Below are 26,308 nucleotides of genomic sequence, written 5' to 3'. Positions count from 1 at the left end.
TATTGAACCAAATCCGGGGTGCGAATCCGGTGCGGAAAGGAAGAAAACGATGGCAGCAACTCTGATTGACGGCAAGGCCTTCGCGGCCAAGGTGCGCGGCCAGGTGGCGGAACACGTCGCCCGGCTGAAGGAAGAGCACGGCATCACCCCCGGCCTGGCGGTGGTGCTGGTGGGCGAGGACCCGGCCTCCCAGGTCTATGTCCGCTCCAAGGGCAAGAGCACCGTCGAAGTGGGCATGAACTCCTATGAGCACAAGCTGGACGCGGAGACCTCCGAGGCGGACCTGCTGGCGCTGATCGGCAAGCTGAACAGCGACCCGGCGGTCAACGGCATCCTGGTGCAGCTGCCGCTGCCGAAGCACATGAACGAAGAGCTGGTGATCAACTCGATCGCGCCGGAGAAGGACGTGGACGGCTTCCACATCTCCAACGTCGGCCTGCTGGGCACCGGCCAGAAATCGATGGTGCCCTGCACGCCGCTGGGCTGCCTGATGATGCTGCGCGACCACCACGGGAGCCTTTCGGGCATGGACGCGGTGGTGATCGGCCGCTCCAACATCGTCGGCAAGCCGATGGCGCAGCTTCTCCTGAGCGACAGCTGCACCGTGACCATCGCGCATTCGCGCACCAAGGACCTGCCCGAAGTGGTGCGCCGCGCCGACATCGTGGTGGCCGCCGTCGGGCGCCCGGAAATGGTGCCGGGCGACTGGATCAAGGAAGGCGCCACGGTGATTGACGTCGGCATCAACCGCATCGAACGCGGCGGCAAGAACGTGCTGGTGGGCGACGTCGACTTCGCCTCCGCCGCCGAGCGCGCCGGCGCCATCACCCCGGTGCCGGGCGGCGTCGGCCCGATGACCATCGCCTGTCTCTTGGCTAATACGTTAGTTGCTTGTAGAAGAGAGAATGGGCTAGCCGAACCGGAAGGGCTAGTAGTATGAAAAATATGGTCGCACTTTATGTTTTCGCGCCCCAAGAAACCGAACCTGCGCTTCTGGTCTGGGTGATATGAGATGGAACGAGTTGCGAACTGAATTCAACACCCACCTAAAGGTCATTTTGTTGACGGGCTAATCTCGTGTTCTAGTCTAGAACAATTGGTGCTTCGAATCTTTTGGAGTGTCTGCTCCCTAATTTTTGTCGATAACAGCTTCGGCTACACAAGTATAGGCTGTATGTTTTGGTGCGGCCCCGAAAAACTCACTGAAGTTTTTCGACATGGTCATTCCTTCAACATCGCTTCAATCACTATCAGCCGACATGCTGCATTCCTTAAGGGCTTGGCGGTTGACTTACAGCACGTCGAGACGACTTCAAGACATTTGTTAGCGCGGAAGAAGCCAAGTAGGCCCCAATGGCGATTTTTAACCAGAATATCAATGCTGCCATCACCGCCTCGGACAACAGTTTCATGTTGGTGATGAGTAGTAAGGCTTCGAGCGTCGACTTAATGGCGATCAAAGGCTGTTTGAAGAGCACAACGAGTGCTCCACTGGAAGCAGTCTAATCTCACATCCATGAGGAGGAGAGGACCATGGATATCCACGAGTATCAGGCCAAGGAAGTTCTGAGTAACTTCGGCGTGACTGTTCCCCCGGGCGCGTTGGCATACAGCCCTGAGCAATCAGCCAGCCGTGCGCGGGAACTGGGCGGTATCAAATGGATCGTCAAGGCCCAGGTTCACGCAGGCGGCCGCGGCAAGGCGGGCGGAATTAGGCCATGTAATTCAGAAGCTGAAATCTACGAAATAGCTCAGAATATGTTTGGCAAGAAGCTGGTGACCCACCAGACCGGCCCCGAAGGCAAAGGCATCTACCGTGTCTATGTAGAAGGTGCGGTGCCGATCGCCCGCGAGATCTACCTGGGCTTTGTGCTGGACCGTTCCAGCCAGCGGGTGATGATCGTTGCCTCGTCCGAAGGCGGCATGGAGATTGAGGAGATCTCTGCCGAGCGCCCCGAGTCCATCGTACGCTCCACCGTTGAGCCGGTTGTCGGCCTGCAGGATTTCCAGGCGCGCGAGATCGCGTTTCAGTTGGGCATTGAACCGGCGATGACGCAGCAAATGGTGCGCACGCTTAAGGGCTGCTACCAGGCGTTCTCGGAATTGGACGCCACCATGGTTGAGATCAACCCGCTGGTGGTCACCTCGGACAACCGGGTCATCGCGCTGGATGCTAAGATGACCTTTGACGACAATGCCCTGTTCCGCCACCCGCAGATCGCCGAGCTGCGCGACAAGAGCCAGGAAGACCCGCGCGAAAGCCGCGCTGCCGACCGCGGTCTGTCTTATGTCGGCCTGGAAGGCAACATCGGCTGCATCGTGAACGGCGCAGGCCTGGCGATGGCGACCATGGACACCATCAAGCTGGCCGGCGGCGAGCCTGCCAACTTCCTGGACATCGGCGGCGGCGCTACCCCGGAACGGGTGGCCAAGGCGTTCCGCCTGGTGATGTCCGACAGCAATGTGCAGGCGGTTCTGGTCAACATCTTCGCCGGCATCAACCGCTGCGACTGGGTCGCCAAAGGTGTGGTGCAGGGGCTAATGGATCTAGAAGTCAACGTGCCCGTTGTGATCCGACTTGCAGGTACAAATTTGCATGAAGGTCAAAAAATAATCTCGCAATCCGGCCTGCCGCTGATCCGCGCAACCTCACTGAAGGAAGCCGCTGAGCGGGTCGTCGGTGCCTGGAGGAACGATATCGACCAACGTAAACGAGTTAGGCCAACAAATTGAGGTTCACGGTTGGGCGCGAAATCGGCTCTGATGCTGTAACCACCCACGAAGGCCTCCATCGCCACCAAGCAGGGCGGCTACTGGCGAAGAATTCAAGCATCTGGGCCTTTCTGAGCGTTTTGCGTGAAGCAGTACTGTCATAGCTTTCAGTAACATGGACCTAGAACACATTCTTTGCCAGATCCAATTCGACCGTGATAATCTCCGACATATCCGCCTCCCAATTTGAACTGTTGCGATCCCACCTTGATGGAGTGGACGGCCCTTGAACGGGATTGAAATTTGCCAGAGTGAGTCGGTGAAGATCTGAAACGAAGGAGCCCTCCGTGGATCAGATTAAGGTGATGATCGTTGCGCTTGCTCGGAAGCTGCTGATCGCCCATTGGCGGTTCGTCATTGACGGGGTAGTCCCGCAGGGAGCAACATTGAAACCCCCCGCCGAACAATCAGCGAGATCAGCTGGAGCGCTCCGAGATCTTACTGTGTTGCTTGACGCGGCCCTTCAAACGGCCTGATGGGTCCGCTGCAGCGGTTGGGCTTGAGAGGATGAGTTGTTTTTCAGCCCTCGGGTGTCAGGCAGGCGCACTTCGGCTGAGCGGCCACCGCAATCGCCCCATGTTGTAGACCATGTTGGCAAGCGTGATTGTCGCCTTGGCGCGGGCTAGGCCGATGGTGCGTATGAAGAGACTCATGCGATCCTTCTGGTGCCCGAAGACATGCTCAAACTTTGAACGGACGACGGACTTCCGGTCGTTCGCCCGGGATGTTGGTTTCGACATTGGGCGGCCTCGGGGCTTCTTGCGATGGATTTCGCTCACCATGCCGTTGGCGTCGAGCCAGGCTTCGTTCTCGGCGGACCGGTAGGCGGTATCCGCTCAGACCCGTCGCCCCGTGTTGGCTGTCTGCATTAGACCTTCGCGCAGGCGTGCGCCATCATGCTGAGTCGCGTCGGTGATGATCTGACGGCGGATGATCTCGTTCTGGTGATCGATGGAGATATGGCTCTTGTAGCCGAAGTTCGGGATGGCGAGGTCCACGGGCTTGCTACCGTCGGCGTGCGTCTTGGCCTTGGAATACTTGACGGTCCAGCGCGCATTGGTGTCTTTCTGCGACGCCTTCGCAGGCTTGCCCGACTTAATGGCTGCATTTTCGCCATCCGATTTGCGCTGGCGGGGGGGCGCAATGAGGCTGGCATCGATGATTTGCCCGGCGCGCGGAATGAAACCCGCTTGGTTGATTGCGCGGTCTAGTTCTTGGAAAAGCCCATCGAGGGCACCGGTCTTGATGAGCGCCTCACGAAAATCCCAAAGGGTGTCTGCATCCGGCCCGGTGTTGGCGATGCCGAGCCCGCAGAACCACATCCAGCTCAACCTGTCTCGGACCATCCGTTCGGTCGCATCAAGGCTGAGGCCGTCAAGGATCTGCAGCGCCAGCATCCTGAACTTCAGAACCACGTCCAGCGAGGCGCGGCCCTCTTTCGGACTACGAGGCCTACCAGCCTAGCGCTCCAGGATTGGCCAAAAACGTTCGAAATCTACCGTGGCATTCAGGGGCTCAAGCGGGTCACCACCCGCCAACCGGGCGCAACCCTCGAACGGAGAATGCCGCGGGAGAGGCCGCTAACCCAGTCTGTTCAGAAACCGATCATGGGGTCTAAGTCACTCAACTGAAGAATAAATGCTCAATCATGGAAGCAACTTCGACATCTTGCGCGCTTCAGACATGATTTCATTGAGGACTGGGGTTTGCGTTTCGCGAAATGGTGCGACCAATCCGACAGTATGATCCGGACCAGATTGCTCGATAGGTACAGTTTTCAGCGGCTTTCCTTGGCAAAGAAATTCTGCCAGGTCTGATGGAAGCACAGTTAGCCAGCCTCCTTTCAGTACATTGTTTGTTAAAACTACAGTCGAATTAGACTCTATCCACACTTCGGGCGAGACGTGCGCAGCATCGAAACATCTATCAATAATTCGTCTATTTTGCATGTTCGACATCAATAGGCACAATTTTTCTCCAGACAGCTCCGCCCAATTTATTGATTCAAGTTTTGAAAATGGAGAATCTTTATGGCAAATCAGCATATAGCACTCACGATAGAGCGCTTCACTGCACATCTTTTTTCCCAATTGGTCATCAAGATAGGAAATGCCAACATCCACAGAATGATTTTCAATCATAGCATGCACTTCTACTGAGGTTTGAGATATTATAGTAAACCGCACTTTAGGGTGTTTTTCACTGAATCTCGCTGTCAAGTTTGCGGCCCAAGTAAGAGCCGTTGGTATCACCGCAATGCGAACTTGACCGGAAAGGCCATGCCGTCTGATTCTCATCTCCTCTTTTAGCTGTCTTGTATCTCCAACTATCTTTCGTGCCCATTTCAGTACCCTATGGCCTTCAGGCGTCAGACTGTCAAACCGAGCGGAGCGAAAAATAAGTTGCACTCCAAGTTGATCCTCCAATTGCTTGATTCCAGCAGATAGGTTTGGCTGGGTAATGTTCAGGCTATCAGCAGCGCGGCCAAAATGCTCCTCCTTGGCCACAGCGATAAACATTTCTAGCTTTTTGAGCATTTTCTGCTCCCTTTTAACTTCGCACGAGCTCAGTACGTTATTTTGGTGAGCCCACAGCGCCGCGTTACCAGTCAAACTATCCGTTGTTGTCAAAACGCCGCATTAGTTTGATGCTAATTTTTGACGTGGAGAGGATTTGGAACCGATTTAAATTTTCACTCAGGACTATTTAGGCGAACATTTTCACCTGAAAAAGTCTTTGAGGATGTCATGTCTATAAGCTTTAGGCCAAAATAGGCTCCAGTTCCAATGAGGAGGGCCGCGGCAAAACCGGAGAACATAGACTTCATGGAATGAAGTTTCCTTATTTTCAAGATGCCACACTGCTTTTTACAGAGTGGAAATTTCATGGTTTCGTGCTCTCACCTTATCCATCTATTCAGCTTGTCTAGAAGCGGCTCAGAACACGTTTTCAGCTGTCTGCATCTACTACTTCGAAACTCTTCGCTTCTTTTCGACTTCTTCAAGCCAAATCGAATGATGTTGGCGCGCCCAGTTAGTGTCCACCTGGCCAGATCCCATAGCGTCATATGCACCTTCCATTCCAAGGGTGCCGATGTAAATGTGCGCGATAATTATTGCAATCAGAACAAACGCAAGGGTTGCGTGCCAAATATGGGCAAACTGCATCTCCTCCTGCGGGGAGATATTGGTATCGAGCGTAGAGATGCCAATCCACTCAGGAGCTCCTATATCACCAAGTGCCTCAAAAATGGGTGCGAATATCTGTAATTCAAATGGAATCAGCAATGAAAGCCCGGTTATTGAGATTGCCCCACCCAAAAGGATGACCGACCAAAAAATGATCTTCTGGCCGCCGTTAAACTTCTTGGCAGGCGGGTGCTTGTTTCCGATAATACCCCCAGCTTGCGCAAACCAGGTCAGATCGGTACGGTCCGGAAGGTTGTGCCAAACCCAGAATACGAACACTAGCACCAGACCCAACATGAAAGCCCAGGCAACGTTGTTGTGGATGAGTTTGGAGGCTGCCAGCAGTGCTGAATTGAAATCCTTGCCGAGAAAGGGCGCAACGTACATCCGTCCAAACAGCGTAAGCAGGCCGGTAACGGCAAGAAGGAGGAAGGAGCCGGCGAGCAGCCAGTGGGCAAAGCGTTCGGCAGCTTTGAAGCGTGTTATTGTTCTACCTGCCATGCCCCCTTCGACCGGAACGGTACCCCGCAACAAATAAAACAAGGCAAGTGCGGCACCTGTCCCCAGGAGCAGAAGGCCGCCGTACCTGGCCAGGGGACCCTTTCGAACTTCCTGCCATGTAATTCCTCTCTCCTGTATGAGGACTTTTCCCGCGGGATGTTTTGTGCTGACGCGGGTTTCTGCGTCATTGTGGCGTATCGCGCCCCAGAAATCGGAAGCTGTTAAAAGATCTGATTGGCCGGGCTTGTGAAACGCCGGGACACCCTTTTCGCCGCCGGAAAGGGAAAGGACGGTATCCGTGTTATCACTGCGCTGCCGCGCTAGGATGTCATCTAGGCCCGATGCGGGTTCAGAGCGTCCAGGTTTCGTGACTGGGGGCCCTTCCGTTTCCTGCGCAGCCATCACCGCAGGTGATGCCATCAAAACAAGCATTATGATAGCTTTCAGGATGAAAGCTTTCAGTTGGCGCAACATGATCTTCTCCTAGGCCTGTTTTAGGTGAGCAAATTCCAGAACCAGCAGCCACGCACCGGCTGACTGAGTGTTTCTGCTTTTGCGCGCGGTGTCCCTATTGGTCATAAGCAATATCCCAGCCCCAAGCGCCCGAGCCGAAGCCGCGCGCCACAACGCGTTCGCGGTAAATGTCCGACACCACGTCGCCATCTCCGGCCAGCAGCGCCTTTGTCGAACACATTTCAGCGCAGATCGGCAATTTGCCTTCCGCGATTCGGTTTCGGCCGTATTTTGTAAACTCCGCTTGTGAATGGTTTTCTTCAGGGCCGCCCGCGCAAAATGTGCATTTGTCCATTTTTCCCCGGGAACCAAAATTTCCAGCTTGCGGATACTGGGGCGCCCCAAAAGGACACGCATAGAAGCAGTAGCCGCAGCCGATGCAGAGATCTTTACTGTGCAAGACAATCCCGTCATCAGTCTGGTAGAAACAGTCGACCGGGCATACCGCCATGCAAGGGGCATCCGAGCAATGCATACATGCTACAGAAATTGAACGCTCTCCTGGCTGTCCGTCCTGAATTGTCACCACGCGCCGCCGATTGATACCCCAGGGAACCTCGTGTTCGTTTTTACACGCCGTGACGCACGCGTTGCATTCGATGCAGCGTTCGGCGTCACAAAGAAATTTAGCTCTAGCCATTTCGATCTCCTTACGCTGGGGTTATTTTGCAGAGAGTCGCTTTCGTCTCCTGCATTTGGGTAACGCTGTCATAACCGTAGGTTTGAGCGGTATTGCTCGACTCGCCGAGTACGATCGGGTCAGCCCCATCAGGATATTTGTGCCGTAGGTCCGCTCCTTCAAAATGCCCACCGAAATGGAATGGCATGAATGCAACGCCTTCACCCACTCTTTCAGTCAGCAGGGCCATTACCTTGACCTTGCCGCCTTCTGGCCCTTCCAGCCAAACCTGCGCACCGTCCCGTATCCCCAAAGTATTGGCATCGTGGGGGTTAATCTCGACAAACATATCTTGCTGCAATTCAGCCAGCCAGGGGTTCGATCGGGTTTCGTCGCCGCCGCCCTCGTATTCCACCAGCCGCCCGGAGGTGAGAATGATCGGAAAGTCTCTGGCGAAATCATGCTTCTGGATCGATGCGTAGAGAGTTGGAACGCGCCAGAAGAACTTGTCCTGATAGGTCGGGTAATCCGCAACCAAATCCCGTCGGCTGGTATAAAGCGGTTCCCGGTGTACCGGAACTGGATCCGGAAATGTCCATACTGAAGCCCGAGCCTTTGCGTTGCCGTAGGGTGCACAGCCATGCGCAATCGCGACGCGTTGGATGCCACCGGAAAGATCCGTCTTCCAGTTAACGCTGCCAATTTTGTCCACCCATTCAACCGGATAGGATACTGTCGCGGCTTGCCTTCGGTGCAGGTCGTTGCTTTCGGGCGGCGTGTTGGCGTACCCCGCTATGTATTCGATCATCTTCCTTTCATAGGCCGTAAGATCGCTGTCCCAGCCGAGATCGATCAGCATTTGCATCGTAAATTCCGGATATCCGTCTTGGATTTCAGAGCCTGCAGTATATGTGCCTTCTGCCAGCAGGTTTTCACCGTTATGCTCGACACCAAAACGGGCGCGAAATGGAAGGCCACCGTCTTTGACAGCCAGCGACAGGTCATACAAGTTTGCGGAACCCGGGTGCTTTATCTCAGGTGTTCCCCAGCAAGGCCAAGGCAGCCCGTAATAATCTCCAACCGCGGGGCCGCCAGCAGCCCGCAGCGTGGTGCGGTCGAAAGTATGCTGGTTGGCCATGTGCAGTTTGAGGCGTTCCGGCGTCTGGCCGGTGTATCCAACCGACCACATTCCGCGGTTGTACTCGCGTGTGACGTCCTCAATGAGAGGCTCTCCGCGATTTACCTCAATGTTCCGGAACATTCGGTCGGCAAAGCCGAATTTGGTTGCAAACTTGTGCAGAATCACATGGTCCGGCAAACTTTCGAACAGCGGTTCGACCACTTTTTCACGCCACTGCAGAGATCTGTTCGACGCGGTTACCGAACCGTAAGTCTCGAACTGGGTCGCGGCCGGAAGCAGGTAGGTGTTGTCCATCCGGTCGTGCATGATCGCCGAGACCGTGGGGTAGGGATCCACCACAACCAGGAGATCAAGCTTCTCCATAGCTGTCTTCATTTCCTTCAGACGGGTTTGGGAATTCGGCGCATGGCCCCAGAACACCATGGCCCGGGTGTTGTCTGGCTGTTCCAGGTTCTCCTTGGCTTCCAGAACGCCGTCTATCCAACGCGACACTGGTATGCCGATGAGATTCATCATCTTTTTGTGTTCGCCGCTTTCTGTCTTATAGGTGGAGAAGCGGCCCTGCAGCCAGGCCAGATCCTCTTCCCACACCCGTGCCCAATGCGCCCAGGACCCTTCGGTCAGGCCGTAGTAACCTGGCAGCGTGTCGGCAAGAACACCAAGGTCGGTGGCGCCCTGTACGTTGTCATGTCCGCGGAAAACATTGGTGCCGCCGCCGGGCGCGCCCATGTTGCCCAAGGCCAGTTGGAGAATGCAGTAGGCGCGGGTATTATTGTTGCCATTCGTGTGCTGGGTGCCTCCCATGCACCAGATCAGCGTTCCGGGGCGGTTGTCGGCCATCAGCTTCGCGACGTGTCGCAGCTGCTCTCCTGGCACACCGGAAACACGTTCGACTTCTTTTGGGGTCCATTTCGCAACTTCGGAGCGTATCTGGTCCATTCCCCAAACCCGGGTGCGGATGAACTCCTTGTCCTCCCAACCGTTTTCGAAGATGTGCCACAGAAGCCCCCAAACAAGTGCAACGTCCGAGCCGGGCCGGAACCGCACATATTCATCCGCATGGGCCGCAGTGCGTGTGAAACGCGGATCGCAGACTATCAAGGGCGCGTTGTTCTGTTCTTTTGCCTTCAGTACATGCTGAAGCGAAACCGGGTGCGCTTCGGCCGGGTTGCCGCCGATAATCAGGATCGCTTTGGAGTTGTGTATATCGTTAAAGGAGTTGGTCATGGCGCCGTAGCCCCAAGTGTTCGCAACGCCGGCAACGGTTGTGGAATGGCAAATTCGCGCCTGATGGTCCACGTTATTGGTACCCCAATAGGCGGCAAATTTGCGGAACAAATAGGCCTGTTCGTTGCTGTGCTTGGCGGAGCCCAGCCAGTAGACGCTGTCCGGGCCTGAACTGTCCCGGATATTCAACAGCTTGCTGCCAATCTCTTCGATCGCTTGATCCCAGGAGATACGCTGCCACTCGGCACCGACTTTCTTCATGGGATACCGAAGCCGCCGCTCGCCATGGGCGGCCTCGCGGACAGAGGCGCCTTTGGCACAATGTGCGCCAAGGTTTATCGGGCTGTCCCAACCGGGCTCCTGTCCAATCCAGACCCCGTCCGAGACTTCCGCGACGACGGTGCAGCCAACGGAACAATGTACACACACCGTCTTCTTGATATCCACATGCCCGGTGGAAACCTTTGGCGCCTTTGCCTTTGCGACCGTGCCGCCGGCCGCGGTAACCGCTGCAAGGCCGCCAATCGCGATACCGGACGAACGCAGAAACGCTCGCCGGTCAACTGAGGTGTTTCCGGCTTCCGATAGAATAGCTGTTCGCCGCGAGTGCCGTGCTGCTCCGTTTGTCTTTTTCCTTAACATGATCTCCCCCTCGCTTTCTTCGTTCGCCGGAATTTCGGCGGACGTGGATGTGTACTCGTGCGATCAAGTGCCGACCGGCCGCTCGCTAAAACCGCGCGCTGAGCGCCGGTCAGAACCGTGCGCTGGCGTAGTACGCCCGGGCATGCGCAGTGTCTTGCAACGTTGTTGTATCCAGATCAGGCTCGGCAGCCTGGCTTTCGGCGCTAGTTGCCAAGACAACGGCAGCCGGAGCGGACGTTGCAGCCAGCTTCAAGAATTCCCGGCGCGTCGCGCGGTTTTGCTTTGTCATTAGTTCCTCCCTTACTGGTTGGCTGCCTCCGCGCCGAAGATGCGGGAGCACGCAACACTTGTGATCCGTCAAAGCTAACCAACCAGACGGAATGCCTCCGTTTCGATCTCCATGAAAAGGCTGCCTACGGTCCCCACGGGTACGTAAAAGGAAGCGTTTTTCGCACGCTCCAGATCCGCGAAGAAATGACCGGCCCAAGGGGCAATGTGCTTGCTGAACAGTGCTTTTTGGGCCCGCACTCCCGCAGCCTCTCCAAAACGCCCTTCAATAAGTGCTCCCATCATTTCCATGAGACTGGCAATATTGTCTTCGGGCTCGAAAACATTCTTGGCCCGTTCTAACCCCTGCCGGGCCATATCCTGGCGCAGCAGCGCAAGCGGTTTTTCGTGCAAAAAGCCAGTCATATAGTAGCTCGCGTAGGGAAGCAGCTCGCCTCGGCCCAAGCCGATAAAAAGGCGATTATACTCCCGTTCCACAGACTTTGGCTCAATCTTCCCTGCTGCCTCGGCCAGTTCTTGAATTGCTTTACCCAAGCTGCTATCGCCGCCGACGAATGCGGCGACCCTGGCCAGCACCAGCGCTTCTGGTGGGCGAGCAAGTATTAGCCCGAGGAAATTGTAGAGATTTGCACGCAACTGCTCTTCCTCGGCGACATGGCTGCGTGTGGCAGAGTTCATCTTGGAGCCTTTCATCATTCAAGATGTTTCAAAACTAAACTTCATCCGGTAAGCGGAGGCCGGCAGAACAGCTGGCACGGACTCGGGTTCTAGCGAACGGGACGTATCATCATCGCCAGCCAAGCACTGTGATTGTGCCGCTCCCGGCTCTTGCCATTCCGCGGGATTTCCGTGCTCTGCCATTTCAGCTGTGTCCGGGTCGCCCTTGTTGCCGTCCGCGTGCTGGGGATCCCCCCCTCCCGCCGCATGTTCCACATGCGCCAGCAATCCTTTTCCCACTTTGTACGCTGTCTGCAGGCCGGGGATGCAGGTCGCAGCATCGGTGTAATCGTCGGCATAGTCGACCAGACCATCAAGGTTTGCCAGGACCGGGTTCAAACGCCAAAGCCGCCGCAGCGCCCGCTGTTTCAGCCTGTCCGGAAGCGGTGCGTCCAGAAAGCGCCGCACCATTTCAACGCTGTCGGCCTCTTCCGGCAGCGGAAGGCGATGGTCCAGCAGAAATTCTTCATCGCTTTGCTCCGCAATCTGCGGCACCTGCGCAACTTCGGCGGTCTCAAAAGCCTCGAACGCTGCTTCCTTTTCTGCTTTTACTGCGGCTTTGCGCCGGGACCAGAAGCCGGTCATGTCAGCCTCGCCCTATGCACTGCGGGCGCACTATAGACATCTGCTGCTTTCTCAATACGCGGATCGCCAATGCACAATTGTGCGGCCTCCGCATTGTGAGGCTTGCGACGGCGTTTGGAGAACTCCTGCGGTTGGTGATGGCGCGCTACGAACTCTTGTACCCAAGCAAAAAGCCCCGGCGGCATCGCAACTTTCCCAACCAGATCTTCTCCGCCGTCGGCATAATCCTGTGCTTCGTAAGGCGAGGCGGTGACCAGCGAAACTTCAAACGGAAAGGTCCCTTGCGCCCTGCGCATCACAACCCAGACGCCGGGGAGCTCCGCCGTGATGGCCTCCAGGTAGGCTTCCGTCTCGGACCTGTGGAGCACCAGAGGCAGGGTCGCGGCGTGGTATTCCACCGCTTCGCCCTCGCGCCTCAATTCGCGCCATCGTGCGGGTCCGGCACCCGGGAGCACGGCTACCGAATGCCAAACTCTTTTGACCCAGCGGGTCGCTCCGGGGGCACGCCGAACGACCACTCCTATCTGTATCGTTTGAAAATTGTCCGGCTGGCCTGACACCAAAGTTCCCTCCCTTTCGCCCTTGGTTTATACACGAGATAGGCTCTGAACAGTGCATTTCTGTGGAAAACAGCAATCTTCACCGGCTTCTGGACAACAAGTCCCGATACCGGGTCACGGCGCCGAAGCTGGAGGACAAAAAGACCAAACCGAATCTTTTGGTCAGACTTTTTATGGCTGTTTGCGAAGCGAATCACCCCACCGCTAGCAGGCGCCCGGGTTCAAAAAAAGCCGCGTTCAGGTGCCAGCTGGAGCGGCAATATGCCGAGGAACGGGTTCGCGCCAAGCTCGGCGCCCCCGCGGAAAACTAGGATGGGAGGAGGAAACTTGGTGAAAACTCTGATAACTTGCGACTGCCAAGGCAGCCAGAAAATAGACGCTAAGGGCCTTGCCGAAGCCACCGGATTGGAGGTTCCTCACCCATGCACCGCGCTTTGTACGCGGCAAGCCCATCGCGCTGCTGAAGCGCTCGCGAGCAAGCAGGCTCTCATCTGCTGCACGCAGGAGGCGCGAGTGTTTCAGGAACTCGCCGAGGAGTTGGACCTACCTTCCCCGAGGCTGACGGATCTTCGCGACCGTGCCGGGTGGAGCCAAGACCCAGCCTCAAAACTGCCGAAGATGACCGCTCTGGTGGCCGAGACACAGTTGCCCGCACAAGCGGCCAAATCAATGGATGTGGTCTCCAACGGTCTGTGCCTAATTCTGGGTACGGGCGAGGTGGCGTGCGAGGCCGCGGAGCGGCTTGCGCCCTATCTCGGGGTCACGTTACTATTATTGGACCCAGACGATATCCCGGACAGCCGCGTCTATGATGTGATAACCGGAAGAATCCGCGCAGCCGCGGGAGCGCTAGGTAGTTTCAAAGTAACGATTGATGGATTCCGCGAAGTCGAACCCGGCGGGCGCGGCCCATTTGCCATGTCCGCCCTGAAAGACGGCGCGACTGCTAAATGTGACATCATTCTCGACTTGCGCCAGGCCCCGCCTCTGTTTCCAGCCCCGGAAAAACGCGAGGGCTATTTGCATGCAGACCCTGGCCGTCCCCAGTCCGTCGCGGCGGCAATTCTGTCTGCTTCGCATCTGACAGGCACTTTCGAGAAACCCCTGTATGTCCGGACCGAGCCGCTTCTGTGCGCCCATTCGCGAGCCGAATTGGCGGGGTGCAACCGCTGCCTGGATCTCTGCCCCACGGGCGCCATCGTGCCGCAAGGCGATCAGGTGGCTATTGATCCGATGATCTGCGCCGGATGCGGGGCATGTTCTGCGGTTTGCCCGTCCGGAGCCGTCTCCTTTGATGCTCCGCCGGTCGAGGAGACCTTTATCCGCATCCAAACTCTTGCGCGCGCTTTCCTGCAGGCGGGCGGGGAAAAACCAAGGCTTCTTGTTCATGACCATCATGGCGCAGAGATGATTCGTCTTGCCGCTAGATACGGGGACGGCCTGCCAGCAGATGTCATCCCGCTAGAGCTCCGCGCAGTCGGCGCCTTCGGGCATGCCGAAGCCGTTGCGGCTCTCGCTGCAGGTTTTGCCTCTGTCACGGTTCTGCCCGGCCCCGGCACGGACCGAGCGGCGCTTGGAGCACAGCTGACGCTGGCTCAGGCAATCGGTGGCGATGCCCAGGTGAAGCTGCTGGATACCAGCGATCCCGATGCCCTGTCAGATGCCCTTTTCGCAGAAACGGTTCCGGAGCCGGTGGCAAAGCCAATCCGCCCGCTGGGCTCACGCCGCCAGATCACCCGTCAAGCCGCTCGCACTCTGCAAAAGGGCAGGAAATATTTGCCGCTCCCTGAGGGGGCACCTTACGGCGCCGTCCTGGTGGACAAGGAGAGCTGCACGCTCTGCCTGTCATGCGTCTCGTTGTGCCCGTCGGGTGCACTTACCGATAATCCCGACCAGCCGCAGTTGCGCTTTCAGGAAGACGCATGTCTGCAGTGCGGCATCTGCGCCAGCGCCTGTCCAGAAGATGCAATTCAGTTTGAGCCGCGCCTAGAATTAACCGAAGACAGCCTGCGGCAGATTGTTTTGCGTGAGGAAGAACCCTTTGCCTGTACCGAATGCGGCGCACACTTTGGTGTTAGATCCACTATTGAGCGTATTACTGAGAAACTCCAATCCCATTCGATGTACAAGGATTCGGCCAGCCTGAGACTGATAGGAATGTGCAGTGACTGCCGGATCGGTGCCCAATTCCATTCTCGCGATGCGCCGATGGCAGCGCAGTCCCAGCGGCACACACGTACGACTGCCGATTATCTCAAAGGAAAACCGCAAAATGACGCGTGAGGTAACCCAATGACCACCGGTTCGCGCCACTGCCAACAAAATTATCTGGATTTTTCCACGGCCGTTTCGGCAGGTGGAGTGACAGCCGAAACAGCTCTAGTATCCAGATTAGCGTTTTTCAATGATGCGATTATTATTCTGGGTATGATAACTGACCACCTGAAAACTTCAGTCGAAAGGAAATCTAAATGACAGACTCTTTCAACATGTCCATGCGCAAGTTCTTGAAACAAGTTGGCGTCACATCACAGCAGGCGATCGAGGAATCTATGCGTGATGCGGACACTTCTGAAAAATCTTTCGAAGTAAAGGCCGTGATTGAGATCAAAGAACTTGGCCTTTGTCATGAGGTGACCGGAATAATCACTGGCAAGGAATAGGTCGAGAGATCCGCTCGCGGGGGCAATACTGCAGAGTTTCGAAAATCAGTGGCCGACGAGGGCTTTGATGCTGCAACCGCCCCCGACGTCATCGACTTGCCAAGCTGGGATCGCAACAATTCATATTGGGAGGCGGGCAAGTGGGAGTTTAGCATGGTCGGACTGGCTCCGGCGAAAAATGTGGCGCAGGTTCATGGTGCTGACAGCAATGACAGTGCTGAATTGCGCAAGAAGCTCAGAAGGCCCCGAATACTTAAGTTCTTCACCAAGTAGCTGCCCTGCTTTGTGGTGACGGAGGCCAGCGGGGGGCGGTTACACAAACAATGTCGATAATCAAAGACGATTACTCTCGCGACCTTTTCAGTTTCTGTTGTCGGATTAATGACAGGCGAGCAATCATTTGAGCCGTACAACAAAAAATTTACGTACAGTAACTGCGCGATTCGGAAGTTTGCAGCCTAAGACTGTTGGCCGCTAACCCAGTCTTGTTAGAAACCGATAGTGGGGTCAAAGTCAGTGACACAGGGCCGATGGCCATGCTACCTTAACTTGGGACGCAACCCAAGCCGCCCAACTGCCGTTGTCTCTCGCGTAGGGGTGGCCCAAATTCCGGGGTGGAACCAACTGTTGGGAGATTCCAATTTCCGGCGGCACATAGCACGTAGTCAGGGCTCAGAGTGCCGCCGGTCAGTGCAAAAGGAAAAATAGATGATAGTTAGGGATCATCCAAATGCACTGCAACTGTTTTTCGTTATGCAAGGCTCTATCGTACCGAAAATTGCCGGTCAAATTATCAGCGTTGCAATGCTTTCGGCGCTGATCCTATTGATCGACCTTCACGTCGTTAAATTGCCGCGCATTTCGATGCCTGCAATGGGCGTATTTGGTGTTGCGCTGTCACTTTTTTTGGGATTTCGCAACAATGCCGCCTACGATCGGTGGTGGGAGGCCCGAAAGATTTGGGGATCAATAAATGCCGAAGTCCGTATTCTGGGGCAGAATTTGTGCATTTTTATCGGCCGGAAAATGGACCGCGAGCGTATCATGTCTTGCGCTGTTGCTTTTGCGCATTTACACCGCGGCACACTGCGTCAGGTGGACGTGAGTGAAGATATTGTCCCTTGGATTGGTAGAAAAAAGACCGAAGCTTTGCTGGCGCAGGCAAATCCAGCCGACGCGGCACTGAGATTGATGACCGACCACATTAGATCGTTGATCGTCGCAGGTGCACTCAGCGGGTTTGGGCAGTTGACTCTGTCGCAATCATTGTCGTCTCTTGCCTCAGCGCAGGCGGGCTGCGAACGAATATCGTCTACGCCGGTTCCCTTTGTCTATTCTTTGCTGGTTCGCCGGACGACCTACTTGTACTGCTGGCTTTTGCCCTTTGCACTCATAGATTCCACCAACTGGTTCACGCCCGTGTTTGCGGCAGTCGTCGCCTATGTGTTCTTGGGTTTGCAATCGGTGGCCAACGAGTTGGAGTTGCCTTTCCGCAACGTCGAAAACGGGCTGCCTCTGGAAGCGATGTGCCGATTGATAGAGATTTCAGCTTGCGAGGCTCTTGATCTCCACGCGCCAGAACAGATTTTACCTAAAAGCCATGTGTTAATTTGAGTTTCGGAAAAAAGCAAAAATAGGTTAATATTCAGTTAGCGGGGCTTTCATGATGTGACCGCCCCCCCGGTCGGCGATTCCGTCATGTTGCCCCTTTCGTTTTCTGCTTCCGCCTCAATCAGCAGCAACTCGGCGGTGATGCAGATGCGGTTTGCATGAGGGCGCAGAACGCCAGTCATGGGAGTTCCGTCGAACCCGACCGAAGCGGCATTCAGGGTGGCGCTGTCGCCAGCGACACAACTGGTGCGCAGAAGCACTTCGGTTGCGTAGCTGTCGAGCGTGCCGCTGGCGAAACGCGTGTGGACCAGACTGCCGATCCCTTCGATCCTAAGTGGCGCCATGCCCCGCGCGATCTGCGGCAGCAGGCTGTGCGGATCCTCGTTCGGACGCATGGTGCAGAGCAGGGCGGGGGCGCCTGCGCCGGCCTCGCCGCCAGTTGCTGCGGCAGGCGCAAAGAGGTCAAAGCCGGTTTCCGGATCCGGCGCCACATCCAGCGCAGCACCCGACAGGCCCGAGCCGGTTGCAATCACATCTTCGCGCAGCACCGAATCCGGTGCCAGGAGATGCCCCATGCGCAGATCCCCGCCCGGCGTGCACCACAGCCCGTGGCAATGCAGAAAGGGGGCGCCTGCCTTGCTGCCAAGATGCAGTCCGGCCTCCGAGGCGGCGGCATCCATCAACACATGGGGTTTGCTATACCAAGCGGCACGGCCGTCGCCGGGGGCAGGCGCTGGGATGACATAGGTAAGCCGGGCAAACCGCGCAGGTGGCAGCCAAAGATAGCCCGCGGTAAACCCGGCTGCTGCAAATCCCTGTACCACCGCCTGGTCGAAAGGCAGCCCGGCCGCCAGCCGCAGTGTGACCGGCTGCGCCCGGCAGGGCAGGGCGGCATAGCGGTCTGCCGCACGGGGGCCTGGGTGTGCCAGCTCTTGCAGCGTGTTCATTGTGCCGGCGCCGGTTCGGGCAGGCTGCCGCGGGCAATCAGCTGTTCGCGGATCATCTTCTTTGTGATCTTGCCGTAGGCGCTTTTGGGTATTTCCTCCCAGAACACCGCATGGCGGGGCATCTTGTAGCGGGCGAGCCTGCCGTCAAGCCATTCCAGCAGCCCCTCGGCGGTGATGCTTGCGTCCGTGCGGGCGACGCAAACTGCGACACCGATTTCGCCCCAGACCGGATCCGGGATTCCCAGAACCGCTGCTTCGGACACTGCCGGGTGCTGCAGGATCTTTTCCTCGATCTCGCGCGGGTAGATGTTGGAGCCGCCGGAGATATACATGTCGGAGGCTCGGCCGGTCAGGTAGACGAAGCCCCGGGCGTCCATATGGCCGAGGTCGCCGGTCAGGAACCAACCGTTGCGGAAGCTTTTGGCGTTGGCTTCGGGGTTGTTGAAATAGCCGGCAAAGACGGCGGGGCCGATCACCGCGATCTCGCCGGTTTCGCCGGGCGCCACCTCGCGTCCCTCGCTGTCCTGGATCTGTACCTGCATGCCGGTGCGGGCAAAGCCACAGCTGCCGATCCGCATGGCCGCATCATCGGCCGAATGATGGGCCGGGGGCAACACTGTGATGTTGCCGGTCACCTCGCCCAGGCCGAAATACTGCACCAGCTTGGGGCCCAGCACCAGCAGCGCCCGGACCTGGTCGGCGCGGTACATTGGGGCGCCGGCATAGATCATGTAGCGCAGGCTGGAATGGTCGTGCTGATGCACCGACGGGTGTTCCACCAGCAGCTTGACGATGGTCGGCACGGTGAACAGGTTGCTGACGTTCCATTTTGCCACCAGTCCCCAGATCTCGTCCGGGTCGAACTTCGCCCCGGCGGGCAGGATCGTTTTGGCGCCATGAGCGACCTGCGCCAGCTGGTGGATGCCGGCGCCGTGGCTGAGCGGCGCCACCACGATTGAGGCGTCTTCGGGGCCCGTACCTGGCATCAGGTCGCAGAGGTGGTTGGTCACGACAAAGGCGAGCTGGCCATGCGTCAGCACCGCTGCCTTGGGCCGCCCGGTGGTGCCGGAGGTGAAAAAGAACCAGCAGGGATCGTCCCGGTCCACCGCCACCGCGGTCTGCGCCTGGCCGCGGTATTCCGCCACCAACGTCTCGTAGCTGTCTCCAAGACCTTCACCGATGCCGATGGTAAAGCGCAGCCGCTTGCAGGCCGCTGCATGACCGGGGAACTCGGCACCGCACAGCATGCCCTTGGCACCGGAACTTTCGGCCAGATAGGCTAGTTCATCCGGCGATTGGCGGAAGTTGGCTGGCACCCAGATCGCGCCGATACGCCAGCAGGCGAACATCGCCTCGAACATTTGGTTGTTGTTGGCCGACTGCACCAGCAGGCGGTCGCCCTTGCCGAGCCCGAAGCGGTCCGACAGGGCGGCGGCAAAGGCAGCGGAGCGAGCCTCCATTTCGGCCCAGCTCCAGGTCCGGTCGCCCCAGACAAAGCCGGTTTCATCGGAGTGGCGGCGGGCGCTTTCGGTCAGTAGATGGGACAGGTTCATCACCCGGGAGGAAACCGGGGTGATGGCTTGGGGCAGGCTGGTGCTCATTTTACCCGCTCCAGGATCGATACATAATTGGCGACCGCGGCGCCGCCCATGTTGAACACGCCGGCGATTTCGGCGCCGGGGACCTGCATGTCTTCGGCCTCCTCCATCAGCTGCATTGCTGCCATCACATGCATCGACACGCCAGTGGCGCCGATCGGGTGGCCCTTGGACTTAAGCCCGCCGGAAGCATTAACCGGCAGCTTGCCGTCCTTGGCGGTGATGCCGTCGCGGATCACCCGGCCGCCCTGGCCGCGTTCGGCCAGGCCCATTGCCTCGTATTCGAGCATCTCGGCGATGGTGAAGCAGTCGTGGGTCTCCACCAGCGACAGGTCATCAAGGGTCAGTCCGGAGTGGTCGAAGGCGGCAGCCCAGGCGCGGCGGGCGCCGGCGAATTCCAGCACGTCGCGGCGCGACAGCGCCATGATCTCATTGGCGTGGGTGCGGGCGCGGAAGGCGATGGCGCGCTGCATGCCGGCCGCGGTTTTCGGGTCTGCCAGCACCAGTACCGCCGCCCCGTCGGAGACCAGCGAGCAGTCGGTGCGCCGCAGCGGGCCTGCGACCAGCGGATTCTTGTCGGATACAGTGTTGCAGAAGGCGGTGCCGAAATCCTTGCGCATATGAGCCAGTGGGTTGGCCATGCCATTGGCGTGGTTCTTGGCGGCGATCATCGCAAGTTCTTCGCTCTTGTCGCCATAGCGCTGGAAATAGCCGGCCGCGATCTGGCCGAATAGCCCGGCAAAGCCACCGTCTTTTTCCGCCTCTTCATTTCGGTAGCAAGCGCCCAGAAGGATGTCTCCGACCTTGGGCGTGGGGGTGGCGGTCATCTTTTCCGCACCCACCACCAGCGCGATCCGGCCCCGGCCCGCGGCGATGAAATCCAGCGCCCCGTGCAGCGCCGCCGAACCGGTGGCGCAGGCGTTTTCAAAACGGGTGGCGGGGGTGTGGGCAAAACGCTCGTCGCCCATTGCCACCAGCGCGGCCTGGAAATCCTGCTGCGAGAAGCCATTGTTGAACACCCCGGCAAAGATGCCGTCGACGTCCTGCGGCGCGATGCCTGCGTGCTCCAGCGCCTCGGTGACAGCAGCGGCCATCAGCTCTTCCGTGCCGGGTAGCGTAGATTTGCCGAACGGCGTATGCCCCCATCCGATGATCTGTGCTTCGCTCATAGTGTCCTCCTCAGGTGGGGGTGCGCGCGGCATAGAGCTGCGCGAGTTTCGTTTCGATGCTTTGGGCCGCCTCCTGCAGCCGCGCCGCCAGTTCGGCCCGCCGCGGCGGCTGCATCCGGCTTTCGATGGCGGCCAGCGACAGGGCGCCGGCCAGGCTGCCGTCGGGGCGATGCAGTACCACGCCGATTCCCCACGAATCGGGAAAGACCAGCCCAGGATTGAGCGCATAGCCGGTGCTGCGCGTCTCCGCGATGCAGCTTCGAATTCGGCCGGGCGGCAGCTGCGGGTACTCCGAAGCCAGCAGCGCGGCATTGGCTTCAAGCGCGGCCTCCGCCTCTGCAGCAGGCAGGGCGGAGAGCATGGCCAGCGAGCCTGCGCCGACGCCTAGCGGGTGCAGCCGCCCGGTCATCAGCGCAAAGGTACGGATCGGGTATCCCCGCGCCTATGCCGCCGGGCTGGTTTGCACCGGCGCCGCGCTGTCGATCGTCATCCCGCCGTCGATCGGGCTGGTGATCTACGGGGTGATCGCCGAGACCTCGATCTCGCACCTGTTCCTGGCGGCGATCCTGCCCGGGCTTTTCATGGGACTAATGATGCTGCTGACGCTGCCGCTGGCCAAGCGTCGCGGCGGCGCGGGCGGCGATGCGCCCTCGCTGCAGGCGCTTAGCCCGGCGCCGCATGCGGACCGGCCCTATGCGCTGCGGCTGTGGCTGTCGTTCAAGGATAGTTTCTGGGGGCTGATGACCCCTGTGGTGATCCTGGGCGGCATCTACTCCGGTGTCTTCACCCCGACCGAAGCGGCGCTGGTAGCCACGGTCTATGCGCTGCTGGTCGGCGGGCTGGTCTACCGGACGCTGACCATTGCCGGGCTCTACAATTCGCTGTGCGATGCTGCCGCATCCTCTGCCACGGTGATGCTGGTAGTGGCCTATGCCAGCCTCTTTGGCTGGGTGGTCACGGTGGAGGATCTGATTGGCAGCTATTCCGGGGTGCTCTTGGGGCTGAGCGGCAATGAATGGGTGATCCTGCTGGTGATCATGCTGATCCTGCTGGTTGCGGGCATGTTCATGGATGCGGTCACGGTAATGTTCATCTGCCTGCCGATCCTGATGCCGGTGGCCCGCGAACTGGGCTGGGATCCGGTCTGGTTCGGGGTGCTGGTGATGGTCAACCTGGCCATCGGGCTGATCACCCCGCCGGTCGGCATTAACCTGTATGTCGCTGCCAATGTCACCCGGCTGCCCATTGAACGGGTCGCGCGGGGGGCGATGCCCTTCCTGCTGTTCTGCCTCTTGGGGCTGGCGGTAATCGGGCTGTTCCCGCAACTGTCCATCGGCCTGTCCGGCCCTGCCAACTGAGGAATTTGCAATGACCAGAAAAACCGTGATTGTCACCGGTGCAGCCCGCGGTATCGGGCTGGCTGCCGCCAAACAGTTTCTTGCCGAGGGGCGGCAGGTTGCGATGATCGACCGCGACGGCGAGGCGCTGATGGCGGAAGCGGCGCAGCTGAAAAATGTGCTGCCGGTTGTTTGCGATGTGTCGCAGCCGGATCAGGTGGCGGCGATGATGGCGGAATGCGCGGAACACTTTGGCCGGATCGATGCACTGGTGAACAATGCGGGCGTGGCTGATTTCGGACCAATCGAGGAGACCGGCTTCGACCGATGGCGGCGGGTGATGGAGACCAACCTTGACGGCGTGTTCCTGTGCAGCCAGGCGGCGATCCCGCATCTGAAGGAAACCGCGGAGGCGATCGTCAATATCGCCTCGATCTCGGGGCTGCGAGCCTCAACCCTGCGGGTGGCCTATGGCACCTCGAAGGCAGCGGTGATCCACCTGACGCAGCAGCAGGCGGCAGAGCTGGGGGAACACGGTGTACGCGCAAACTGCGTGGCGCCCGGACCGGTGCGGACCAAGCTCGCAATGGCCGTGCACAGCCAAGAAATCATCGATGCCTATCACGACGCTATCCCCCTGAACCGCTACGGGTCGGAGGATGAAATCGCATCGGTGATCGTCTTCCTGTGTTCGGATAAGGCCAGTTACGTGACGGGGCAGACGATCGCCTCGGACGGCGGTTTCCAGTCCACTGGTGTGGGGCTGCCTGCATTAAGGAAGTAGCGCCGCGGGAGGGGCTATTAAGTTAATGCGGCTGCCCGCAAAAAAGTGCGAAGCGGCGGCATGACCGACGCCTGCCTCTGTCGCGGCAACCGTTGCCCGCCCGAAGTGATTGCTTGCGCTGTCTGGCTGTACTTCCGGTTTCTGCGCAGCCTTCGGATGGTAGAGGATCTTCTTGCTAAGCTGGGTATCATCGCATCAGAAAATGTGGGCCCAGGCTGAAAAGTTAGGAAGAAAACGCGCAACAACAATTGCGGCCGGTCAGCTGGCAAGCTCGGCAGAAATTGGCATCTGGACGATGTTGTCATGTCAATCGGGGGGGCGAGCATTGGCTTTGGCGGGTCGTCGATCAGGAGGGGTAGGTGCTGAATGCTCTGGTCCAAGCCCGCAGTGACCAGCAGGCTGCTCTACACCTGATGCGCAAGCTGTTGGCCCGGCAAGGCCATCTGCCGGGTATTTTATCACCGACCGGCTTCGCTCACAACGAGCGGCAAGGCGTGCGATTATGCCCGGGGTTGAGCATCGCCCGAACAAGAGTGTGAACAACCTGGCCGAAAACTCCCGCCAGCCTATCCGAGAGCGTCAAGGCATTTTGAATCGCTTTCGGAAGGCTTGGCCCTTGCGGCGCTTCGTCTTCATTCACGATCCGATTGCAAACTTGTTTCAATTGCCCCGCCACGAAATAAGATCCGCGGAATTTTGCGAGCTCCGCACCACCGCCAGTGATGCGTGGCGCGATATTGCCAATCTCCGAGCCGCGCGAACATCGCAGACAGACCCGGTCGGTTACTTCGCAGTGCCTTGACCTTAAACATCAAGCACTGCGACCGGGTCACCTTGAGCCGCCAAACTCTACTTTGGCCGTGACTCGCGGCAGCCACCAATGGCCTCATCTCACCAACAGCACTCCCCTCAAGCAGCCTGTTCCTTTTTGATAGCCGTAGAAAACAGCCGATCTATTTGGGCAAAGATCCTCTCGCGGACTTCGGCGCTTTCAGCAAACAACTCGTGCTTGGCATTTTTGATCAACTCCAAACTGCCACCGGGCCAGCGTTCCATGCGGTTTTGAATCGCGGGAATGTCAACGATTTGATCCTGATCGCCGCAGAAGGAGATGCATGGGATTTGCGGAGATGCCACGCCTGACAGGCTCCGGGTTTCTCGAAGCGCCTGGAACAGCCAGCCCATGCTTGGTCCGCCAATTTGCAGCTCGGACAGCGACAGGGCCTGACTTACCCAGTGCTGATACATATCCGGATCGTTTGTAAGCTTGTTGCCTTCGAACGCAGAGCCCAGAACATAGGTTTGACCGGTATAACCGGGGGCATAAATGTGGCCTCTTCCCAAGGCTTGAGCGGCCCATGTCAGCGGCCACGCTGCCATACGCTCAATAAGGGAAAGTTTAATCCCGAACATCGGTGCGGTGAATGCACACGCCGACACTGGCAGGCCTTCCGTCAAAGCGCGAAAGCCAATGCAGGCACCCATCGAATGCCCGATCAGATACCAGGGTTTCGGAAGATTCAGCTTCTCTGCAGCCTCGAACATCGCGGCGGCATCCATCTGAAATTCGGAAAAGCGCTTCACATGGCCTGTCTTCCGGTCCCCGGTGACCCGGTCAGCGAGACCTTGCCCGCGCCAGTCGATCGCGAATGCCGTATAGCCCAGCCTATCGAGATCCGCGGCCGTGCGGCCCCATAGCTCTATGTACTCCGTGCGACCCGGGAACAGGAACACAGTGCCTTTGCAAGCCTGGCCGGTTTTCCACAGCCCCGCACGGAGGCGTACATTGTCTTTTGCGTGTATCCAATAGGCCGACCCGTTTTCAGGGCCTTCAGCTGCCTTGGAGTAGTAAACTGCTTTTTCCATTATCAACCCGGTTTATTCATCCAAATCGATGGGGGCAGGTTGCGTGCGCCTGAAAGCGCCGTAGAATCAAGTTGCTACACCAAAATCCGCCAGCAGCTTCGGACGCACGCATGGGTGAAACGCTACGGCCGGTCACGGCCGGATTCAACCGCTCTCTTTCGATCGAAACTCGCGCCGAGCGCCTGACGGGCGATCCTGGCGCAGTACTGCTGCGAGAAGCTCTCGACGCGACCGGGATTATCGGCTGGATGGCGGCGCGGATGAAGGACAGCCGCCGCCAAGCCGATGTCGTGCATGACCTGCCGTCGCTCTTGCGGACCATGGTGCTCCTGGTCGCTCAGGGTTGGCAGGACCACGACGATGCGGATGCCTTGCGGCATGATCCAGCGATGCGTGTGGCGGCCGCCTCGTCGGCCGGGCTGACGCCGCTGACTGGGCACCCTGGGCTGGCCTCTCAGCCCACGCTTTCGCGTTGCACAGCGATGCTGGCGGAGCCAGGCAACCTGAAGGTTCTGCGGGAGGCTGCCCTCGAACTCGCCGGTCGGAACCTGCGCGCCGAGAATGGCGGGCAGCGGCGCACTCGCATGACGCTGGACGTCGACAGTCTGCCCATCGAGGTGCATGGCCATCAACCGAAGGCCGAGTGGAACGGGCACTACCGGACCCGGGTCTATCACCCGCTGGTCACCTCCATCGCCGAGACCGGCGACATGCTCGACGCGCGTTTACGCCCCGGAAATGTCGGCACTGCCGACGGTGCGCTGGACGTCATTCTCGACGTCGTCGATCGGGCCGAGGCCAGCCTGTGCAAGATCACGACCGTGCGCATCGATGCAGGCTTCCCCTCTGGCGCGCTCCTGTCGGGCCTGGAGGGGCGCGGCATCCACCACGTCGCCCGCCTGCGGGCGAACGCAGCCCTCGACAGGCTCGCGGCGCCGCACATGAAGCGACCGCCGGGACGACGGCCGACGGAACCGCGGCTTTGGACGCATGAGCTGGAATACCAGGCGCAGGGCTGGGACGAGCCCCGCCGTGTGGTGCTGGTGGTCAAGGAGCGCGAGGGCGATCTGCTACTCGACCGCTTCTTCCTCGTCACCTCGATCTCGCGCTTCCAGATGAAGGGGCAGGCCCTGCTGGACCATTATCGCCAGCGCGGCAAAGCAGAAGGCCACATGGGCGAGCTGATGGACGTGCTGTCTCCAGCGCTGTCCTCCACCAATCGCGCCAAGACCCATCTGCGCGGCAAGAAGCCGAAATCGGTCACGCCCCCCATCGATGCCTTCGCCTGCAACGAAGTCCGGTTGCTCGTCGCCATGCTCGCCTACCAGATCATGCACGTGGCGCGCCGGGCCATGGCGCGCGCCACGAAAGCCCCTTGGAGCCTGCGCCGCCTGCGGGAACGCGTGCTGCGCGCCGGCGCTCGTCTCATCATTTCAGCCCGGCGCATGACCTTGATACTTGCCGCAACGGCCGCGCCCTACTGGGCCGCCATCTGGCCGCAGATCCAGATGCTACGCGGGGCCGACCCATAATCGCGAGCAAGTTGCAGATGCCGCCGACAGAATGAACGCCCAGGGGCG

The 26,308-nt window shown here is 58.7% G+C and carries 23 protein-coding genes and 2 pseudogenes; 11 read left to right on the top strand and 14 right to left on the bottom strand.

Annotation, left to right across the window (positions count from 1 at the left end; all coding sequences use genetic code 11):
- Nucleotides 1-49 precede the first annotated feature (49 nt).
- Together folD and ACXAED_RS22970 are read left to right on the top strand one after the other, a co-directional pair.
- Nucleotides 50-940, top strand: coding sequence for a bifunctional methylenetetrahydrofolate dehydrogenase/methenyltetrahydrofolate cyclohydrolase FolD (folD, locus tag ACXAED_RS22975; RefSeq protein WP_475053923.1), 891 nt, complete (start codon nucleotides 50-52; stop codon nucleotides 938-940).
- A 593-nt stretch (nucleotides 941-1,533) separates the two neighbouring features.
- Entirely contained in the window at nucleotides 1,534-2,733 is a 1,200-nt protein-coding gene (locus ACXAED_RS22970) for a malate--CoA ligase subunit beta (protein WP_475053920.1), read from the top strand.
- 572 nt (nucleotides 2,734-3,305) lie between these two features.
- Here ACXAED_RS22970 and ACXAED_RS22965 read toward each other — a convergent pair.
- From ACXAED_RS22965 to ACXAED_RS22925, 9 genes and pseudogenes are all read right to left on the bottom strand, one after another.
- Nucleotides 3,306-4,310 (bottom strand): annotated as a pseudogene (locus ACXAED_RS22965) (IS5 family transposase).
- A 108-nt stretch (nucleotides 4,311-4,418) separates the two neighbouring features.
- A complete protein-coding gene (locus ACXAED_RS22960) occupies nucleotides 4,419-5,309 on the bottom strand; it encodes a LysR family transcriptional regulator (protein ID WP_475053919.1) in 891 nt (296 codons plus the stop codon).
- Nucleotides 5,310-5,738: 429 nt separating this feature from the next.
- Nucleotides 5,739-6,935, bottom strand: coding sequence for a formate dehydrogenase subunit gamma (locus tag ACXAED_RS22955; protein WP_475053916.1), 1,197 nt, complete (start codon nucleotides 6,933-6,935; stop codon nucleotides 5,739-5,741).
- A gap of 94 nt (nucleotides 6,936-7,029) precedes the next feature.
- Nucleotides 7,030-7,614: a formate dehydrogenase FDH3 subunit beta gene (gene fdh3B / locus ACXAED_RS22950; protein WP_475053914.1), complete on the bottom strand. Its 585-nt coding sequence runs from the start codon at nucleotides 7,612-7,614 to the stop codon at nucleotides 7,030-7,032.
- Between the two features lie 10 nt (nucleotides 7,615-7,624).
- Nucleotides 7,625-10,603: a formate dehydrogenase subunit alpha gene (locus ACXAED_RS22945; protein WP_475053913.1), complete on the bottom strand. Its 2,979-nt coding sequence runs from the start codon at nucleotides 10,601-10,603 to the stop codon at nucleotides 7,625-7,627.
- A gap of 109 nt (nucleotides 10,604-10,712) precedes the next feature.
- A complete protein-coding gene (locus ACXAED_RS22940; protein ID WP_475053910.1) occupies nucleotides 10,713-10,892 on the bottom strand; it encodes a twin-arginine translocation signal domain-containing protein in 180 nt (59 codons plus the stop codon).
- A 74-nt stretch (nucleotides 10,893-10,966) separates the two neighbouring features.
- Nucleotides 10,967-11,587 carry a TorD/DmsD family molecular chaperone gene (locus ACXAED_RS22935; RefSeq protein ID WP_475053909.1) on the bottom strand — a complete coding sequence of 207 codons (621 nt, stop codon included), beginning with the start codon at nucleotides 11,585-11,587 and terminating at the stop codon, nucleotides 10,967-10,969.
- Entirely contained in the window at nucleotides 11,588-12,193 is a 606-nt protein-coding gene (locus ACXAED_RS22930; protein ID WP_475053908.1) for a DUF3306 domain-containing protein, read from the bottom strand.
- On the bottom strand, nucleotides 12,190-12,711 hold the full coding sequence (locus ACXAED_RS22925) for a DUF3305 domain-containing protein (protein WP_475054074.1): 522 nt from the start codon (nucleotides 12,709-12,711) through the stop codon (nucleotides 12,190-12,192). Before ACXAED_RS22925 ends, ACXAED_RS22930 begins: the two co-directional genes overlap by 4 nt.
- 354 nt (nucleotides 12,712-13,065) lie before the next feature.
- Here ACXAED_RS22925 and ACXAED_RS22920 point away from each other — a divergent pair, with 354 nt between their 5' ends.
- The 5 genes from ACXAED_RS22920 (at nucleotide 13,066) to ACXAED_RS22900 (ending at nucleotide 17,030) form a co-directional block, all read left to right on the top strand.
- The gene (locus ACXAED_RS22920; protein ID WP_475053905.1) at nucleotides 13,066-15,036 is read left to right on the top strand and encodes a 4Fe-4S binding protein; all 1,971 of its coding nucleotides are present in this window, start codon (nucleotides 13,066-13,068) and stop codon (nucleotides 15,034-15,036) included.
- Nucleotides 15,037-15,045: 9 nt separating this feature from the next.
- A complete protein-coding gene (locus ACXAED_RS22915; RefSeq protein ID WP_475053904.1) occupies nucleotides 15,046-15,228 on the top strand; it encodes a hypothetical protein in 183 nt (60 codons plus the stop codon).
- On the top strand, nucleotides 15,225-15,416 hold the full coding sequence (locus ACXAED_RS22910) for a DUF6494 family protein (RefSeq protein WP_475053903.1): 192 nt from the start codon (nucleotides 15,225-15,227) through the stop codon (nucleotides 15,414-15,416). The genes ACXAED_RS22915 and ACXAED_RS22910 overlap by 4 nt, the downstream gene beginning before the upstream one ends.
- Before the next feature lie 48 nt (nucleotides 15,417-15,464).
- Nucleotides 15,465-15,689 carry a hypothetical protein gene (locus ACXAED_RS22905; protein ID WP_475053900.1) on the top strand — a complete coding sequence of 75 codons (225 nt, stop codon included), beginning with the start codon at nucleotides 15,465-15,467 and terminating at the stop codon, nucleotides 15,687-15,689.
- A 435-nt stretch (nucleotides 15,690-16,124) separates the two neighbouring features.
- A complete protein-coding gene (locus ACXAED_RS22900; protein ID WP_475053898.1) occupies nucleotides 16,125-17,030 on the top strand; it encodes a bestrophin family protein in 906 nt (301 codons plus the stop codon).
- Nucleotides 17,031-17,077: 47 nt separating this feature from the next.
- Here the strand turns inward: ACXAED_RS22900 and ACXAED_RS22895 are convergent, their stop codons facing one another.
- Genes ACXAED_RS22895 through ACXAED_RS22880 form a run of 4 tightly spaced genes read right to left on the bottom strand, consistent with a single transcriptional unit; the run spans nucleotide 17,078 to nucleotide 21,102 of the window.
- Nucleotides 17,078-17,974 (bottom strand): PPC domain-containing DNA-binding protein, encoded by an 897-nt coding sequence (locus tag ACXAED_RS22895; protein WP_475053897.1) that lies wholly within the window; start codon nucleotides 17,972-17,974, stop codon nucleotides 17,078-17,080.
- Nucleotides 17,971-19,575, bottom strand: coding sequence for an acyl-CoA synthetase (locus tag ACXAED_RS22890; RefSeq protein WP_475053895.1), 1,605 nt, complete (start codon nucleotides 19,573-19,575; stop codon nucleotides 17,971-17,973). The genes ACXAED_RS22895 and ACXAED_RS22890 overlap by 4 nt, the downstream gene beginning before the upstream one ends.
- Entirely contained in the window at nucleotides 19,572-20,741 is a 1,170-nt protein-coding gene (locus tag ACXAED_RS22885; RefSeq protein ID WP_475053892.1) for an acetyl-CoA acetyltransferase, read from the bottom strand. Before ACXAED_RS22885 ends, ACXAED_RS22890 begins: the two co-directional genes overlap by 4 nt.
- 10 nt (nucleotides 20,742-20,751) lie before the next feature.
- A complete protein-coding gene (locus tag ACXAED_RS22880) occupies nucleotides 20,752-21,102 on the bottom strand; it encodes an IclR family transcriptional regulator domain-containing protein (RefSeq protein ID WP_475053890.1) in 351 nt (116 codons plus the stop codon).
- Between ACXAED_RS22880 and ACXAED_RS22875 the strand changes: the two genes are divergently transcribed.
- The 3 genes and pseudogenes from ACXAED_RS22875 (at nucleotide 21,101) to ACXAED_RS22865 (ending at nucleotide 23,664) form a co-directional block, all read left to right on the top strand.
- Nucleotides 21,101-22,099, top strand: coding sequence for a TRAP transporter large permease (locus tag ACXAED_RS22875; protein WP_475053887.1), 999 nt, complete (start codon nucleotides 21,101-21,103; stop codon nucleotides 22,097-22,099). The two genes, ACXAED_RS22880 and ACXAED_RS22875, sit on opposite strands and share 2 nt — an antisense overlap.
- Before the next feature lie 10 nt (nucleotides 22,100-22,109).
- A complete protein-coding gene (locus ACXAED_RS22870) occupies nucleotides 22,110-22,862 on the top strand; it encodes an SDR family NAD(P)-dependent oxidoreductase (protein ID WP_475053885.1) in 753 nt (250 codons plus the stop codon).
- A 60-nt stretch (nucleotides 22,863-22,922) separates the two neighbouring features.
- Nucleotides 22,923-23,664, top strand: a pseudogene (locus tag ACXAED_RS22865) (IS6 family transposase).
- Nucleotides 23,665-23,771: 107 nt separating this feature from the next.
- On the opposite strand, the gene ACXAED_RS22860 reads toward ACXAED_RS22865, so the two are convergent.
- On the bottom strand, nucleotides 23,772-24,728 hold the full coding sequence (locus tag ACXAED_RS22860; RefSeq protein WP_475053883.1) for an alpha/beta fold hydrolase: 957 nt from the start codon (nucleotides 24,726-24,728) through the stop codon (nucleotides 23,772-23,774).
- A 110-nt stretch (nucleotides 24,729-24,838) separates the two neighbouring features.
- Here ACXAED_RS22860 and ACXAED_RS22855 point away from each other — a divergent pair, with 110 nt between their 5' ends.
- Nucleotides 24,839-26,260, top strand: coding sequence for an IS1380 family transposase (locus tag ACXAED_RS22855; protein WP_074743528.1), 1,422 nt, complete (start codon nucleotides 24,839-24,841; stop codon nucleotides 26,258-26,260).
- Nucleotides 26,261-26,308 lie beyond the last annotated feature (48 nt).

Source organism: Leisingera sp. ABM4_103 (genome assembly GCF_056158685.1).
Note: the sequence above shows the minus strand (reverse complement) of the source record. Positions and strands in the feature narration are given on the sequence as shown.

Coding starts and splice junctions, on each gene's coding strand:
- ACXAED_RS22870 (WP_475053885.1), top strand. CDS start 22,110: ATGACCAGAAAAACCGTGATTGTCACCGGTGCAGCCCGCGGTATCGGG.
- ACXAED_RS22920 (WP_475053905.1), top strand. CDS start 13,066: ATGGGAGGAGGAAACTTGGTGAAAACTCTGATAACTTGCGACTGCCAA.
- ACXAED_RS22960 (WP_475053919.1), bottom strand. CDS start 5,309: ATGCTCAAAAAGCTAGAAATGTTTATCGCTGTGGCCAAGGAGGAGCAT.
- ACXAED_RS22860 (WP_475053883.1), bottom strand. CDS start 24,728: ATGGAAAAAGCAGTTTACTACTCCAAGGCAGCTGAAGGCCCTGAAAAC.
- ACXAED_RS22970 (WP_475053920.1), top strand. CDS start 1,534: ATGGATATCCACGAGTATCAGGCCAAGGAAGTTCTGAGTAACTTCGGC.
- folD (WP_475053923.1), top strand. CDS start 50: ATGGCAGCAACTCTGATTGACGGCAAGGCCTTCGCGGCCAAGGTGCGC.
- ACXAED_RS22955 (WP_475053916.1), bottom strand. CDS start 6,935: ATGTTGCGCCAACTGAAAGCTTTCATCCTGAAAGCTATCATAATGCTT.
- ACXAED_RS22915 (WP_475053904.1), top strand. CDS start 15,046: ATGACCACCGGTTCGCGCCACTGCCAACAAAATTATCTGGATTTTTCC.
- ACXAED_RS22930 (WP_475053908.1), bottom strand. CDS start 12,193: ATGACCGGCTTCTGGTCCCGGCGCAAAGCCGCAGTAAAAGCAGAAAAG.
- ACXAED_RS22895 (WP_475053897.1), bottom strand. CDS start 17,974: ATGAACACGCTGCAAGAGCTGGCACACCCAGGCCCCCGTGCGGCAGAC.
- ACXAED_RS22855 (WP_074743528.1), top strand. CDS start 24,839: ATGGGTGAAACGCTACGGCCGGTCACGGCCGGATTCAACCGCTCTCTT.
- ACXAED_RS22945 (WP_475053913.1), bottom strand. CDS start 10,603: ATGTTAAGGAAAAAGACAAACGGAGCAGCACGGCACTCGCGGCGAACA.
- ACXAED_RS22885 (WP_475053892.1), bottom strand. CDS start 20,741: ATGAGCGAAGCACAGATCATCGGATGGGGGCATACGCCGTTCGGCAAA.
- ACXAED_RS22900 (WP_475053898.1), top strand. CDS start 16,125: ATGATAGTTAGGGATCATCCAAATGCACTGCAACTGTTTTTCGTTATG.
- ACXAED_RS22940 (WP_475053910.1), bottom strand. CDS start 10,892: ATGACAAAGCAAAACCGCGCGACGCGCCGGGAATTCTTGAAGCTGGCT.
- ACXAED_RS22910 (WP_475053903.1), top strand. CDS start 15,225: ATGACAGACTCTTTCAACATGTCCATGCGCAAGTTCTTGAAACAAGTT.
- ACXAED_RS22890 (WP_475053895.1), bottom strand. CDS start 19,575: ATGAGCACCAGCCTGCCCCAAGCCATCACCCCGGTTTCCTCCCGGGTG.
- ACXAED_RS22875 (WP_475053887.1), top strand. CDS start 21,101: ATGGCCAGCGAGCCTGCGCCGACGCCTAGCGGGTGCAGCCGCCCGGTC.
- fdh3B (WP_475053914.1), bottom strand. CDS start 7,614: ATGGCTAGAGCTAAATTTCTTTGTGACGCCGAACGCTGCATCGAATGC.
- ACXAED_RS22880 (WP_475053890.1), bottom strand. CDS start 21,102: ATGCTCTCCGCCCTGCCTGCTGCAGAGGCGGAGGCCGCGCTTGAAGCC.
- ACXAED_RS22935 (WP_475053909.1), bottom strand. CDS start 11,587: ATGATGAAAGGCTCCAAGATGAACTCTGCCACACGCAGCCATGTCGCC.